The 14,701-nt window shown below is 39.4% G+C and carries 15 protein-coding genes; 14 read left to right on the top strand and 1 reads right to left on the bottom strand.

The features are described from left to right. Positions 1-81: 81 nt before the first annotated feature. From mmsA to ACPWSO_RS15795, 14 genes are all read left to right on the top strand, one after another. Entirely contained in the window at positions 82-1,614 is a 1,533-nt protein-coding gene (mmsA, locus tag ACPWSO_RS15860; protein ID WP_426084560.1) for a multiple monosaccharide ABC transporter ATP-binding protein, read from the top strand. Position 1,615: 1 nt separating this feature from the next. Then, positions 1,616-2,818: a multiple monosaccharide ABC transporter permease gene (gene mmsB, locus ACPWSO_RS15855; RefSeq protein ID WP_426084559.1), complete on the top strand. Its 1,203-nt coding sequence runs from the start codon at positions 1,616-1,618 to the stop codon at positions 2,816-2,818. Between the two features lie 15 nt (positions 2,819-2,833). Beyond that, positions 2,834-3,169: a PTS sugar transporter subunit IIB gene (locus ACPWSO_RS15850; protein WP_426084558.1), complete on the top strand. Its 336-nt coding sequence runs from the start codon at positions 2,834-2,836 to the stop codon at positions 3,167-3,169. A 436-nt stretch (positions 3,170-3,605) separates the two neighbouring features. Beyond that, positions 3,606-3,905, top strand: a complete 300-nt coding sequence (locus ACPWSO_RS15845) for a TIGR04197 family type VII secretion effector (protein ID WP_426084557.1) — start codon at positions 3,606-3,608, stop codon at positions 3,903-3,905. Further along, entirely contained in the window at positions 3,902-4,261 is a 360-nt protein-coding gene (locus ACPWSO_RS15840; protein ID WP_426084556.1) for a DUF3958 family protein, read from the top strand. The genes ACPWSO_RS15845 and ACPWSO_RS15840 overlap by 4 nt, the downstream gene beginning before the upstream one ends. Further along, positions 4,251-5,906: a CdiA family toxin C-terminal domain-containing protein gene (locus tag ACPWSO_RS15835; RefSeq protein ID WP_426084555.1), complete on the top strand. Its 1,656-nt coding sequence runs from the start codon at positions 4,251-4,253 to the stop codon at positions 5,904-5,906. The genes ACPWSO_RS15840 and ACPWSO_RS15835 overlap by 11 nt, the downstream gene beginning before the upstream one ends. 29 nt (positions 5,907-5,935) lie before the next feature. Further along, complete coding sequence (cdiI, locus tag ACPWSO_RS15830; protein ID WP_426084554.1) at positions 5,936-6,370, top strand: ribonuclease toxin immunity protein CdiI; 435 nt, start codon at positions 5,936-5,938, stop codon at positions 6,368-6,370. A gap of 268 nt (positions 6,371-6,638) precedes the next feature. Then, a complete protein-coding gene (locus ACPWSO_RS15825) occupies positions 6,639-8,324 on the top strand; it encodes a peptide ABC transporter substrate-binding protein (protein ID WP_426084553.1) in 1,686 nt (561 codons plus the stop codon). Positions 8,325-8,546: 222 nt separating this feature from the next. Then, positions 8,547-9,149, top strand: coding sequence for a Holliday junction branch migration protein RuvA (gene ruvA, locus ACPWSO_RS15820; protein ID WP_426084552.1), 603 nt, complete (start codon positions 8,547-8,549; stop codon positions 9,147-9,149). A 12-nt stretch (positions 9,150-9,161) separates the two neighbouring features. Continuing rightward, positions 9,162-10,172, top strand: a complete 1,011-nt coding sequence (gene ruvB, locus ACPWSO_RS15815; protein WP_426084588.1) for a Holliday junction branch migration DNA helicase RuvB — start codon at positions 9,162-9,164, stop codon at positions 10,170-10,172. A gap of 218 nt (positions 10,173-10,390) precedes the next feature. Next, positions 10,391-11,293 (top strand): helix-turn-helix domain-containing protein, encoded by a 903-nt coding sequence (locus tag ACPWSO_RS15810; protein ID WP_426084551.1) that lies wholly within the window; start codon positions 10,391-10,393, stop codon positions 11,291-11,293. 200 nt (positions 11,294-11,493) lie between these two features. Further along, entirely contained in the window at positions 11,494-11,700 is a 207-nt protein-coding gene (locus tag ACPWSO_RS15805; RefSeq protein ID WP_426084550.1) for a hypothetical protein, read from the top strand. Positions 11,701-12,034: 334 nt separating this feature from the next. Beyond that, on the top strand, positions 12,035-12,613 hold the full coding sequence (locus ACPWSO_RS15800; protein ID WP_426084549.1) for a TetR/AcrR family transcriptional regulator: 579 nt from the start codon (positions 12,035-12,037) through the stop codon (positions 12,611-12,613). A 266-nt stretch (positions 12,614-12,879) separates the two neighbouring features. Next, positions 12,880-13,656, top strand: a complete 777-nt coding sequence (locus ACPWSO_RS15795) for a MurR/RpiR family transcriptional regulator (protein WP_426084548.1) — start codon at positions 12,880-12,882, stop codon at positions 13,654-13,656. 101 nt (positions 13,657-13,757) lie between these two features. Here the strand turns inward: ACPWSO_RS15795 and chbG are convergent, their stop codons facing one another. Beyond that, positions 13,758-14,537, bottom strand: a complete 780-nt coding sequence (chbG, locus tag ACPWSO_RS15790) for a chitin disaccharide deacetylase (protein WP_426084547.1) — start codon at positions 14,535-14,537, stop codon at positions 13,758-13,760. Positions 14,538-14,701 lie beyond the last annotated feature (164 nt).

The raw sequence follows: 14,701 nt of genomic DNA, 5'->3' as shown, positions 1-14,701 counted from the left end.
CTTGTCTTTTCAAAAGCTGTGCTGTAGAAGACAGCCGGCAGACCGGTAAAAATCAAAAAACTGAAAGAGAGGATGGACGGTATGTCAGATTATATTCTGGAAATGAAGAATATTGTTAAAGAATTTTCCGGGGTAAGAGCCTTAGATAATGTAAACCTGAAAATCGAGCGGGGTGAAATCCATGCATTATGCGGTGAAAACGGAGCGGGTAAATCGACGCTAATGAATGTTTTAAGCGGATTATATCCTTATGGCAGTTATGACGGCGAGATTATCTATGATGGAGAAACGTGCAAATTTAAAGATTTGCGGGATAGTGAAAATAAAGGAATTGTTATTATTCATCAGGAATTAGCTCTAAGTCCCTATTTATCTATTAAGGAGAATATATTTTTAGGCAATGAACAAGCAAAGCACGGCATTATTGATTGGGATATAACAGAGAAAAAAACAGATAATTTATTGAAAACAGTAGGATTGAAAATTAATCCTAATATATTGGTTTCCCAGATTGGCGTAGGACATCAGCAGCTGGTGGAAATCGCTAAAGCATTTTCAAAATCTGTTCGGCTGTTGATTCTTGATGAGCCGACTGCAGCCCTAAATGAAGAAGAGAGTGCTAATTTGTTAGAACTTATCAAAGAATTTAAGGGTCAGGGAATTACCTCTATCATCATTTCCCACAAGCTGAATGAAATCGTAAATGTCGCCGATCGAATTACGATTCTGCGTGATGGTCAGACGATTGAAACACTGGAAAATGAAGCGATCACTGAAGAACGGATTATTCGAGGGATGGTTGGACGTGATTTAACGAACCGCTACCCAGATCGTCATCCGAATATTGGCGACGTGTACTTTGAGGTGAAAAACTGGATGGTTCATCATCCTATTGACGGCAGCCGAATTATGAATAATAACATCAATGTTTCTATCCGTCGGGGAGAAATTGTTGGTATTGCCGGCTTGATGGGAGCAGGTCGGACCGAGTTTGCCATGAGTGTTTTTGGTCATTCCTACGGCAGCAATATTAGTGGAACAGCATATAAGGATGGCAAGGAGATATCTGTGAAGGATGTTCCAGCTGCCATTCAGAATGGACTGGCTTATGTATCAGAAGACCGTAAGGCATTGGGACTGAATCTGTTGATGGATATCTGCGAAAATACAACCATTGCTAGTCTTGGGAAAATCAGCCGCAGCGGCGTCATTGATAAAGAAAAAGAAGTATTGGCTGCGGAGGAGTATCGTAAAAAAATGCGGACTAAAACCAGCTCGGTATTTCAAAATGTCGGCAGCTTAAGCGGTGGGAACCAGCAAAAGGTTGTACTGGCAAAATGGCTGATGACTGAGCCGGATATTCTCTTTTTAGACGAGCCGACCAGAGGAATCGACGTGGGTGCTAAATACGAGATTTATACAATTATTGAAGAGATGGCAGCTTCTGGTAAAAGTATCTGCATTATCTCTTCAGAGCTTCCTGAAATTTTAGGAATGTGTGACCGTATCTATACCATGAATGAAGGTCGGATTACCGGTGAGGTAATGAGAGAAGAAGCCAATCAGGAAGTGTTGATGAACTTAATGACCATGGAAGAAGAGGGTGTGAGTTAACATGGAAAACACAGATAAATTAGAAAAAGAAAAAAAGCAGCTCAATTTAAAAGATAAAGCAATGGATATTTTCAGCCGCTACAGTATGGTAATCATTTTAGTAGCGCTGCTGATTGCCTTTCAAATCATGACCGGCGGTATCTTCTGGCGGCCGCTGAATATTACCAATCTGGTATTGCAGAATAGTCATATTTTAATTCTTTCTGCCGGAATGCTGCTAGTTGTACTGTTAGGACATGTTGATTTATCGGTAGGCTCAGTGATGGCCTTCGTGGGAGCAATTGCCGGAATGCTAATGGTTAATAATGGCATGAGCCCCTGGCTGGCAGTTCCGCTTTGTATTGGCATTGGAGCGCTGATTGGTGCTTGGCAGGGCTTTTGGGTCGCATATGTTGGTATTCCTGCTTTCATTGTAACTCTGGCTGGTTTGCTGATGTTCCGAGGATTGACACAGGTTGTTTTAGGCGGACAGTCTCTAGCTCCGTTTCCGTCAGCCTTTCAAAAAATTTCCACTGGATACCTGCCGGATGTAGCAGGAGGAGATCATCTGCATATCCTTTCCATGATTATTGGTCTGATTATTGCTGCAGCACTGATTATCGGCCAGTGGCGGACACGTGAACGACGCAAAAAAAATCTTTTTGAAGTAGAATCAATGAATGCATTTATTATCAAGGCGTTATTTACAGGTATTCTCGTAGTCGGTGTAACCTTTATCTTTGCAGCTTATCAAGGCTATCCAATTATCTTGATTATTTTAGGAATCATCGTTGCAGTTTATGGCTTCTTAACGAATAAAACAGTAGCCGGCCGGCAAATTTATGCTACTGGCGGTAATAAAAAAGCTGCCGAATTATCCGGAATTAAAACAAAGAAAATTACTTTCTGGGTTTTCGTCAATATGAGTGCAATGGCTGCCTTAGCCGGTTTGGTATTGGCTGCTCGTCTGAATGCAGCAACGCCGCAGGCTGGTACATCAATGGAGCTGGACGCGATGGCTGCAGTATACTTTGGCGGAGCTTCAACCTCTGGAGGGATTGGAACCATTATGGGTGCCATCGTCGGTGGTTTAGTTATGGGAGTGCTGAACAACGGGATGTCTATCCTTGGTATTGGTGTTGACTGGCAGCAGGCGATTAAAGGCTTGATTTTGCTACTGGCGGTTGTTCTGGATATCTACAATAAAAAGAAAAAAATATCTTAAAAGGAGCTGGAAGTAATGAGCAACGACGAGCAAAAAACACTTTTGTTGATCTGTACGGCTGGAATTACTACTGGGCTTCTAGTTAGAAATGTTCAGCAGGCAGCAGATGAGAAAAATATTAATGTCCATGTCTATTCGGCTCCAGCGATTATTGCTGAACAGATTATCCAAACGCAGTCAGTTGATGCTTTGTTGATTGGTCCCCAATCAAAGTATGAAGTGAATCGTCTGAAGGATTTTCTAAACTATAAAGCAGTACCTTACAAGCTGATTTCAAAGGAAGACTATGAAACCTTAGATGGCGAAGCGGTCTTAAAAGAAAGCTTGGTGCTGCTAAAGGAAGAAATCTAACTTTCCGTTGTTAGTAACGTTTGGCAAGAGCATTTCTGGCAAATCCCCCCCAATGATACCTGAGCAGCAATGCTTTGTTCAGGATAGCCAGTTTTAATAGAGAAGTCTGTTTTCGATAATGAAAATAGGCTTCTTTTTTTGAGGTTAAATATTTTGAATTGTTATATGGGGTGTTGTTAATAGATTGGATTTTCACAAGAGCTTCTCTTATTTGCTTTTGCAGTAAAGGCATTGTTTATCTGGATGTATAACTTGAATTGAATATAAATGTATATATTTATTAGATTTAAACAACTTAATGAATAGTTATATTATCAAAAACTTCGTTATTTAATTAAATTTATGATAATTTGTCAGATTTCTTTTGTGCTCGCTTACTTAAACTATAGGCTGTATTTTTTAGTCAAAAAGAGGGGATATCAAGGAGGAAATACAAATGACACAGGTTCATAATAACCCTAGATTAGCCAATCAATTGGCAACGAATATTGCCCGCTCACTGGATGGTTTGGAGAGCGTACAGGCGGTCATTTCAGATACCCAAACAACAGTGGCTGGAAATACGAAGGCCCAAGAAGCGCTACACTCTGCAAGAAATGCAACAAATCTAATCATTGGAGCAGTGGGTCAGGCATCGGTTGCACTTCAAACCGTTGCTGTAGAATTTGAAGCGGCAGACCGTGCTTTGAGGGAAGGGCTTGCTCAAATCCCTCAAGGAAATGGAGGACAGTCATGAATCAAGAACTGGCAGCGTTGGTTGAACAGGAAAAGGTGTTAACAACAGTGCAGGAGGAGTTGACGTTATACCAAAAAAAGCTGGAGCAGCTGAGTGACGCTCATGAGGCGCACTTCGCTACTACCAATCGCTTGTTGGAAGAAATCAAGGATGAATCTGTCGAGAATGATTTCTTTAATACAATTGACGAGGTCCATTATGATATCCAAAAAGATCAGCGACAGCTGACAGATAGTTTTGAGGAAGAGCGAGAGGAGCTAAATAGAAAGAACAGTCAGCTTAGGGAAGAAGGCGATACACTGTTTTATGCACGCAAGCGACTTCTTGTAAACGAGGAGGTAGCCGATGAGTATTGACATGTTTGTCGGAGCTTCCCAAAGTCAAGGTAGTAGCGCCTTTTCTGCTAGTAAGCGGGAACAGCAGAGCTATGCACAGGTAATTCAGGCATTGCAGGAGTTTGTGAAGGATCAGGAGCTGAGATCTGAGGCGTATGATTCAGCAAAGATGCTGTATGGGGCAGTGCTGGTGCCGCTGGTTCAGGCGGGTGTACTTCTGTCGGAAGCCGTTGGTACAGCCTGTCAGCAGTTTCCAGTGGATTATCAGGTAAAAGTAGACAGCGGGGATTTGAAATCAGCCGCACTACAGGAAAAAATCGACCAGCTGGCACAGCAGATTCAGGAAGCGCAGGCGCTACGTTATGGAATTGAGCGGTTAGAGATTCCAGATACACTGAAAAGCAGTCAATTAATGAGGAACGCTCTGATGATGGAACGCTATCACGTGGCAAAGAGTCTTTTGGAAGAAAAGCTGGAAAAGCTAATGGACTTCCATCGAGAATCCCCTGAGATATTTTCAGAAATCAGTCAGCTGGAGCAGTTGGTAATTCAAGGAGCAGACCAAGCCAATGGTTCATGGAATGCCGCTACAGGCGTCTTTGATTTACCTAGTATGAATCAGCTGAGTTGGACAGCTGTTATTCAAGACAAATGGCTGGCACGAGACAAGCGCCTTAGAGGAATTGATGATGCCCTTGTGAATGAGTTGGAGGACTACACGGTATATGCCATGGTATGTTTAGACGGTAACGGCAATCCTAAGGTTTTCTGGAAGCTGGAACAAGATGGCCGAGGTGTGGTGAACAAACGTCTGACAGATTATCTGAAAAGGGCAGGGAACTACTTGGAAGATGGCAAGGTGACATTTATCAGCTTTGATTTCTGGGCAGCCAAGATTGATGAAGGCCTGAGAAACGGGTATGATTATACTACAGGGAAAGACTACAACACATTTATCTCCGGAATTGGTAAAACCTCAATGGCGGCCTATGATTTTTATCAATGGCTGAATGAAAGCGAATTAGCCGCAGCCTTGTCCACATTGGGCTTTGCCTATGGTTCCTATAAACTGCTTACAGCAAGCGGCACAAAGACAGTAGAAAACCCACTGCCGACCACGGTGACAGGAACGAAGCATGGAATAACCTATTCGTTGAATCGAGCGAATAGTCTGGGGAATTACGGGTATACCAAACCAGCCCCAGTTATTCCTGGTAACTGGTTAAATCATCTATCTGTTGCAGAAGGATTTGCCAAAAGAGGTGGTGTGAAAGGTGCTCATACTGAAGCAGCATTTAATCAATACTTTAAAGATCAAGGTCTTAGCTATAAAGAGGTGGGAAGCACTCCACATCCAACAATAGATGGAATTAGAGATATGCGTTATCAAATTCAACAAAAAGATCATCGAGGTATTCCTATTGAAGGACAGTTTAATATTTCTCAGTATAAAAAAACACTAATTGATGAAGCAAAGATATCAAAAGGTACTGTTAATAACTGGGCTAATGAAGCAATAAATAATGGAGTGTTTGAAGTTAGAAAAGATAATAAAAACTTATACTTTAAAGGGATTGCTAAAAATGGACTGAAGTTTGAGGGATGGAAAAACCCTGATACTGGGGATATCGATAGCTTATACCCAGTATCGAAATGGAAAGACTAAAAGTTTAGTAAAACAAAGGGGCTTATAAAATGTCTATAGAAAATATAAATGATAAGGAAGCTTTTGAAGCTACCTATGGAGCATACGAGGATTCATTATACCCAATGATTATGAGTCTAAATTACTACACAGATTCAGAACTTGTAGAAAATTTAAAAAATATAATAGCAGGTTGTGGCTTAAGTGGAGGTAATATTGGATTTTTTTTTCCACGAAGCTTTGATCCATGGGATGAAGATTACTTTGAAAAAGGTGTAATGTTTCAATGGGGAGGATTAGGTGTCATAGTCAGCGACGCAACCTTTTACCGTTATCTCAGCCGTGGTGTAAAAGCATATGTAGAGTTGTATCCCAGGCATAAAACTGAAATCTTGGAATTATTGGAAGAAATCAGAGAAAAATATGCGGTCGGTCATGAGGATGAGCCGGATCATGTGATTCAAACGTTGATATTTGATGATTAGTGATAAAGCAGATTGAAAGTTAAAAACCCGAATAAGAGTAGAAGGTTTAATAATTTAATTAATGGGTGAGTGTAGGAGTAGTTCATTGCCTATCCTCACTTCTTTTTTATAAAAATCTACCTATTAGACTAAAATAAATCGTCGATATTGCGTATTTTTAATAGAATCGGTAGAAAAGGATTGCGCTCGTTCAGAATTTTTAGTATTATATGAATATTCTAAAAATTAAAAAATGAAAAGAATAATATGATGTATTGGAGAGAATTGGATGAAAAAGCATAATATGAAGAAATTTACGAGTATCATTCTTTTATCAGCAGTAACATTGGCTGCATGCGGAACCACTGGGGGGAGTTCTGATTCTACAGATACAAGCGGAGGCAGCTCAAGCTCTGGATCAGCTTCTGGAGAACAGGTATTTAATCAGGTTGTTCAACAAGAAATGCCTAGTGCTGACTTATCACTGGCAACAGATACAATCAGCTTTTCAGCATTGAATAATGTTTATGAAGGCTTGTATCGTTTAGATGAAAATAGTAAACCGCAGCCAGCCGGTGCGGCTGAAATGGCTGAAATCAGTGATGATAATTTGACGTATACAATCAAACTGAATGAGGATGCAAAGTGGTCAAATGGCGACCCTGTTGTAGCTGCTGACTATGTTTATGGCTGGCAAAGAACAGTAGATCCTAAGACAGCAGCAGAGTATGCGTATCTGTTTGAATTAGTTAAAAATGGTGCGGCAGTCAATGCCGGCGAGAAAGATGTTGAAGAGCTGGGTGTTAAAGCAGTTAGTGATTATGAACTGGAAATTACTTTAGAAAAACCAACGCCTTACTTTGATTACCTGCTGGCGTTTCCGTCCTTCTTCCCGCAAAATCAAAAAGTTGTTGAAAAAAATGGTAAAGACTATGCTACATCAAGTGACATGTCGGTTTATAATGGTCCATTTACATTAACTGACTTTGACGGTCCGGGAACAGACACTAAATGGTCTTATACGAAAAATGAAGAATACTGGGATAAAGATACAGTTAAGCTTGAAAAAATCAACGTGGATGTGGTAAAAGAAGCACCGACTTCATTGAACTTGTTCCAGGATGGTCAAGCGGACGATGTAATCCTAAATGGCGAGCTTGCACAGCAAATGGCAAGTGACCCAGAATTTATCAGTCAAAAAGATGGACGTACAGTTTATATGGAATTAAATCAGCGTGAAGCAGATTCTCCGTACCACAATGAAAACCTGCGTAAAGCAATTTCTTATGCTATTGACCGTGAAGCGCTAGTTAATCAGATTCTAGGCGATGGTTCAGTCGTATCACAAGGGTTAGTTCCAGGGGAGCTGTCATTCTCACCAACTGATAATAAAGATTTTGCAGAAGAAAACGAAAATGTATTGACCCATAATGAAGAAAAAGCAAAAGAATATTGGGAAAAAGCGAAAAAAGAATTAGGGATTGAAACCTTTGAAATGGATATTGTCCATGACGATACCGATTCAACGAAAAAGCTGACAGAATATATCCAAGGTGTGCTGAATGATACGCTGGACGGTATAAAAGTAACCGTAACGCCTGTACCTTTCTCTGTTCGTTTGGATAGAGGGAACAGCGGGAATTTCGAAGCAATCATGGGCGGCTGGGGCGCAGACTATGCGGATCCAAGCAGCTTCCTAGACTTGTTTGTTACAGGCAATGCTTACAACAGAGGTCGTTACTCAAATAAAGAGTATGACAAGCTGATTGAGTCTTCGAATGTTACACATGCAGCAGATCCTGAAGCACGTTGGGAAGATATGCTGAAAGCTGAAAAACTACTGATGGATGATATGGGTGTGATTCCAATCTATCAAAAATCAGAAGCGCATATGAGAAAGGCCAAAGTAAAAGGCGTTGTTGCTCATGCGGCAGGTGCACAATACGACTTCAAGTGGACATACATTGAAGAATAAATAAAAGCTGACTGAAGCAGAGGCCGGGAGTAGTTATTCCGGTCTCTGTTTTTTTTTAGAGTTTATATTGTTGTAGAAGAACCGTTCAGCAAAGCTGGAAGCAGTGCTCGGAACGGCTCGAAAAGCAAACGTATTTTCCCCTTTTTAAATAGGATGACTATAGATTTTTGCTGCTTTGTGATAAACTAAAGACGGCACAAACTACTTAGAAAAGGTGAAAACATGTACGAATATATCATCGGCAACATTACATATATCAGTCCGTATTACATCGTTTTAGAGACAAATGGAATCGGTTATCAGGTGTCTGTGGGTAATCCCTACAGGTATTCAGGGAAAACAGAGACAAAGGTTTATCTACATCAGGTTATTCGGGAAGATGCTCATAGCTTGTACGGTTTTGCAGATTTAGAAGAAAAGCAGCTGTTTTTAAAACTGATTAGTGTTTCAGGAATTGGACCTAAAAGTGCGCTGGCTATCATGGCATCGGAAGATCACGGCGGGTTAATCCATGCTATTGAAGCAGAAGATGCGGCATATCTGACGAAATTCCCCGGCGTGGGCAAGAAAACTGCGCAGCAGATGGTTCTTGATTTGAAGGGCAAGCTGGGAGAGTTGGAACGCTCTGAAGCTGCTGCGGAAGCAATGGCTAAGTCTACAGTGAAAACCGGCACCAAGGAGCTGACAGAAGCTCTAGAGGCGCTTAGTGCACTTGGCTATAGTGAAAAGGAAATCAAAAAGGTCACACCTCAGTTGGAAGCTCTTGAAGCTTCTCAAACAGATGTTTATCTAAGAAGTGCACTGAAACTAATGATGAAACGATAAAGGAGGAGCAGAATAGTGAGTGAAGAGCGGATTCTTTCAGGAGAAAGCAATGATGGAGAAGAATCGTTGGAAATCTCTCTGCGTCCTAAATTTTTAAAGCAGTATATTGGGCAGCATAAAGTAAAGCAGGAATTAAGTATTTATATAGAAGCTGCCAGAAAACGGCAGGAATCTTTGGACCATACACTATTATATGGTCCGCCAGGATTAGGGAAAACGACAATGGCGATGGTTATTGCCAATGAGATGGCTGTAAATATCCGAACCACTAGTGGTCCGGCCATTGAGCGTCCCGGTGATTTGGTTGCTATTTTGAATGAACTAGAGCCTGGCGATGTTTTATTTATTGATGAAATTCATCGTCTGCCGCGAGTAGTAGAGGAAATGCTGTATTCAGCGATGGAAGATTTTTTTGTAGATATCATGGTTGGTCAGGGAACAACGGCTCATCCAGTTCATTTTCCGCTGCCGCCATTTACGCTAATTGGTGCAACAACTCGAGCTGGACAGCTCTCTGCACCGCTGAGAGACCGATTTGGAATTGTCTCGCATATGGAATATTATGCAGATGATGATTTACAGGAAATTGTTCTTCGTTCTTCGGATATTTTTCAAACTGAAATTGTCACAGAAGGCGCGTTTGAAATTGCACGGCGTTCACGGGGAACACCGCGGATTGCCAACCGTCTGCTTAAAAGAGTCAGGGACTTTGCTCAGGTTCAATCAGATGGTGTGATTAACAAAAATATTGCAGATCAGGCGTTGACTCTGCTTCAAGTGGACCATCAGGGGCTGGACTATGTAGATCAGAAGCTGCTGCGGACATTAATTGAACTGTACGGCGGCGGTCCTGTAGGGCTAAGCACCCTTTCTGTGAATATCGGGGAGGAGACAGAAACCGTTGAAGATATGTATGAACCCTATCTAATCCAAAAAGGGTTTATTAAGCGTACCCCGCGCGGTAGAATCGCTACGCCATTAGCATATGAACATTTTGATTATCCATATTTTTCCCAAGAATAGAAAAATGATATAAAAAGCAAACAATATAATGTAATTATATTTATGATATAATAAGTTGCTTGAATTTCTTAAAATGCTGTAAGTATAGAGGAATAATCCGATGATGATTCCGTAAGTTTTGCATAGGAAAACGCTAACAAATATAGCGAAATGCAGGTATTCAGTTGCTTGTTGCTTGTGACTAACTATACAATATAAGTGACTGGGGGGAGAAAGTCATGGATATAAAAATTGAGTTAGGAAAGAAAATTCGACTGCTCAGAGAAAAAAATGGTTTGACCAGGGAAGCTTTTTGCGATGATGAAGTAGAATTGACCGTGCGGCAGCTGACAAGAATCGAAGCCGGACAGTCATTACCGACATTACCTAAGCTAACCTTTATTTCTCAGCGCCTGGCTGTCCCAATCCATCATTTGATAGATGAAAAACATATTGAGCTCCCAAAGAGATATTTACAGTTAAAATACAGTTTACATAAACTTTCAACTTATAAGGAAAAAGAAAGAATCGCCAAGAAAGAAAAATATTTTGATGAAATTTATGAAAATTATTATGATAATCTGCCAGAAGAAGAGCAATTAGCAATAGATGTTCAACAAGCTTCAATGGATGTTCATTTAGCAGAAAATGCCGATTTTGGTGAAGAAATATTGAATGATTATTTTTCACAAATTTTGAATAAAAAAGAGTATTCAATCAATGACTTACTAACGATAGATTTATATTTTCATTGTATCTTTTATAAAAATTACAAAGAAGATATTTTTATAGATTTAGTTGATAGAGTTATTGAGCAAGTAGACTATTCTGTTGATATTGAGTTATTTCTACTTAATAAATTACTATTAACAGCTGTTAATGTATTTATCAAATATGGAAATTATGATAAATTGATAGATATTGTAAGAGTTTCTAATGTCATTATGCAGACAAATCAAGATTTTCAGAAAAAACCAATAATGGATATGATAGAAGGGAAATACTGGTTATTTTCTCAAAAAGATACTGAGCAAGCATACCAAAAATATATGGATGGGGCACAATGTGCCAGATTATTCGGTGATACAATACTAAGCGAAAAAATTGTCCAAGAATGGGAAACCGATTTAAAAATGAATTAAATACTTCTTATACGAGATTAGGATATTTTTTCCTAATCTTTTTTAGTAGGACATTAATGTCCTGTTGGATTTTTTTTGAATTGCTTATACTAACCTTGTGATTGATATAAATCAAGATAAAACAGGGGGAAATAAGGAATGCTATACTATTTAAGATTTGCTTTATGCGCTTATTGGTTTGGAGATTAAGGGGGATAAGTTTGAGCAAAGTAGGTTATTCTATAGAAACCAAGCAAGTAACTGTTCAAAATCTTGTCATCTCTAATGAAGAAGAGCATGAGAAATTATTAAAAGTTATGTTAGATGACGAATTATTTAAGATTATTCTTTTAAAGCAGTGGGAGAAAAAAATCCTGGCTTTGAATAATCATATGATTGGTAAGGTAGAAATATCGGAAATCAAGTAGGTATCCAATGTATTTCTTTCTTTTATACATAGGAGAGGGATGGTATCACTGTAGTTGGATGCCCCTTTTCTTATCGATAAATAATTGGGTTAGTTATTTATCGATAAGAAAAGGGTTAGGGCAATATGCAAATTGTTCTTAATTGGGTCTGGTTAAATAATAGGGAAAGAAAGACACTGACAGCTAAGGTGTCTTTTTTTCTGTGCATTTTTAGTAAAGAGGCTTAACGGCGGACTGCTGGTTAGCTGAAAGGCAGTTTGTCATTTCAAAAATATTTGATACAATAGATGCACAAATGACGAAAGTACAATGAGAGAAAGTAGGGAGGAAAGCTATGAGTGAATCGCAGAAAACCAAAAAAGTAATTGCTCAAGCGCTGATAGACTTATGCGGCTCAGAGGCATTCAATAAAATAAGCGTTCAAGATATTACCCATGCAGCTGGGTTGAATAGGCAGACATTTTATTACCACTTTTCTGATAAATATGCTCTGCTACGCTGGATTTATCAGGAGAATGCATTTCTCTATCTAGATACAAGGGATGTTAATATCGATAATTGGGAAGAACAGGCGTTAAAGATGCTGAAAGCTATTCAGGAAAAAAGAGATTTTTACTACAATACAGCGAACGCTTATCCGGATATTATTCGGACTGATTTTGCGGAGGTTACAAAAAAGCTGTTTCTTAATCTATTTGAACAGATGGATGCTGAGCATGAACTGCTGGATGAGGATAAGCGGTTTTATGCCCGTTTTCTATCCTATGGCTGCAGCGGTGTCCTATTTACTTGGATTATGGAAGGTTATCAGGAAACACCATTAACAATTGCAACTCAGCTCTTTCGTTTAGCAAAGGATATTGAATTCTTCTCTTATCGGTTGTATCAGCAAGATTCTGACGATTTTATGTAGCCGAATTATAAAGACTACTATAGATATAAGGCATACTCTTCCGAAATCTAAAAAAGTATCCAATACCACTTTTTACAGCTTTTATCTAGCTTGGATTTAGTAATTAGAACCATTGGACAGTTGAAGCGAATTAACTCTTGACAGTGCCGATAGAAGCACGGTAAGGTGAAGACAAGAGAGTACAAGGGGATAGTGAGGATTGACGGTTTTATTGGAAGTAAAGCATCGACCTTTCTGTTAATACATATTGAAGAAGGTGCAGACAGATGTTTAATATGATTATTATATTGCTGGCAACATTGAACAGTGAACCAGTTGGAACAAATGATTATCGGATTTCCCGGTTTATTTTGAGCAATTTAAGGAGTATTCAAACATACAATATTTCTCAACTGGCTCAGGCATGCTTTGTATCAAATTCCAGTATTTCCCGTTTTTGCCGGAAAATAGGGTTTCGAGATTTCAATGAACTGAAGCAGCAGTTTTTTCAATGGACAGATATTGGAGAAAAAAAGTTTGCTTATGAAGGTCGCTTAACGACAGCCTTAAAGGATACTTATATAGACAGCATTATAGAGAACCTCCTGCTTTTGAAGAAGAGTGTTAGAAACGAAGAGCTGCAGCAGCTGGCAAAGGATATTCTAACCTATCCTAAAGTAGCGGCATTCGGCTCCCTTCATTCTCAAAGTGTGGTATTAAATCTGCAGACGGATTTATTAACAAGCGGTATTGTTATGGATACTCGAACTCGTTTTCAGGAACAGCTGGAATATATTGAAAATGCTGGAGAAGACACGTTAATTCTCTTGTTTTCTCGTGGCGGCAGCCATCTTAAACGCTTTTTAGTACATGATCTGCAGCTGAGCCGAAATAGCAAACCGAAGCTTGTGATGATAACAGCTAGTGAAAATATTCGAAGCAATAAATACATTGATCAGTTTATTTATTATGAAGAAAAAGAAGGGTTCACAGCGTATCCTTATGCCTTTGAAGTGATAACGGGAATTTTGGCGCTGGAGGTTTTTGCCAGAAAAAATGAATAGATAAAAAGGATAGAACATTATGCGCGGTAAGGCACATAGTGTTCTATCTTTTTTGCTTGTTTAACTACCAGTAAAGTGAATTTTTTCTGGGATTGTGTATTTTATCCTTTTAAATTACATAATTGTTCAAAATTGATTAGTTCAATTTGCTTCTCCTTAATGTATGCTTTTGTCCGCTCTGACTGCAGCGTCTCTGCTTCTAAAGAACGCTGGATATTGTAGCTGCTGTTTTCAAAAATCCATTGATCGACATATGCGGGGTGACACATCATTTCATAGATTTGATTTTCTTCAAGCTGTAAGTTTGCAAAAAACTCAGGTGTAATCGAAGTTAAATAGAAAGAATTTAAAAAATAATCCGCATGGGGCAGCCCGTCAAGCAACGGCTGATAGGCTTGAATCTGCTCGTCAGACCATTTTCTTGGATGAAAACGAACAGCCAGCTGGAATTCCTTGGCTAACTGAGTATAAACAGGAAAAATATTTGTCATCATATGAATATGGTGATGAGAGTCGATGTGACTGGGTGTTAAGCCGTGAGCATACACTTTTTCAATTTGGGCACGCCACTCTTTATAAACCTCCTCCTCAGACACATCAAGTTCATTTGCTTCCAAATTGTAGCGTTTGAATGTTTGTGGTTGACTGACTAGACTGGGAATCATATGAGAATCTAAAACTGGCTGTCCTAAATCCAAGGATAGGTGCACGCCGATGTCTAGGGTGCGATGCTGCTTTGCCAGCTGACAGGCATGTTCAAATGCCTGTGTGGTACTTAAAAGAGTAGTCGAAGCAACAACTCCTTTTTTAAAACAGTCGATGATTCCGTAATTCTGTCCTCTACTTAGGCCAAAATCATCAGCATTTATTAGTAGCTTCATTTTTCGGCTCCTTTCTAATAATAGTATCTTTAATGTACTCGTTAATTTCTCGCAGCCCTCTGTTTTTCCATTAATTGGAAATCATTTCCAAATCATGGAAATTTAAGTAATAGCTAGAATGTAACCGCTATACTATGCCTAACAAGAAAAAAGGAGATGATGAA

It is taken from the genome of Enterococcus sp. LJL51 (assembly GCF_049894025.1).
Classification (GTDB): domain Bacteria; phylum Bacillota; class Bacilli; order Lactobacillales; family Enterococcaceae; genus Enterococcus_L.
Note: the sequence above shows the minus strand (reverse complement) of the source record. Positions and strands in the feature narration are given on the sequence as shown.

Coding starts and splice junctions, on each gene's coding strand:
- mmsA (WP_426084560.1), top strand. CDS start 82: ATGTCAGATTATATTCTGGAAATGAAGAATATTGTTAAAGAATTTTCC.
- mmsB (WP_426084559.1), top strand. CDS start 1,616: ATGGAAAACACAGATAAATTAGAAAAAGAAAAAAAGCAGCTCAATTTA.
- ACPWSO_RS15850 (WP_426084558.1), top strand. CDS start 2,834: ATGAGCAACGACGAGCAAAAAACACTTTTGTTGATCTGTACGGCTGGA.
- ACPWSO_RS15845 (WP_426084557.1), top strand. CDS start 3,606: ATGACACAGGTTCATAATAACCCTAGATTAGCCAATCAATTGGCAACG.
- ACPWSO_RS15840 (WP_426084556.1), top strand. CDS start 3,902: ATGAATCAAGAACTGGCAGCGTTGGTTGAACAGGAAAAGGTGTTAACA.
- ACPWSO_RS15835 (WP_426084555.1), top strand. CDS start 4,251: ATGAGTATTGACATGTTTGTCGGAGCTTCCCAAAGTCAAGGTAGTAGC.
- cdiI (WP_426084554.1), top strand. CDS start 5,936: ATGTCTATAGAAAATATAAATGATAAGGAAGCTTTTGAAGCTACCTAT.
- ACPWSO_RS15825 (WP_426084553.1), top strand. CDS start 6,639: ATGAAAAAGCATAATATGAAGAAATTTACGAGTATCATTCTTTTATCA.
- ruvA (WP_426084552.1), top strand. CDS start 8,547: ATGTACGAATATATCATCGGCAACATTACATATATCAGTCCGTATTAC.
- ACPWSO_RS15810 (WP_426084551.1), top strand. CDS start 10,391: ATGGATATAAAAATTGAGTTAGGAAAGAAAATTCGACTGCTCAGAGAA.
- ACPWSO_RS15800 (WP_426084549.1), top strand. CDS start 12,035: ATGAGTGAATCGCAGAAAACCAAAAAAGTAATTGCTCAAGCGCTGATA.
- ACPWSO_RS15795 (WP_426084548.1), top strand. CDS start 12,880: ATGTTTAATATGATTATTATATTGCTGGCAACATTGAACAGTGAACCA.
- chbG (WP_426084547.1), bottom strand. CDS start 14,537: ATGAAGCTACTAATAAATGCTGATGATTTTGGCCTAAGTAGAGGACAG.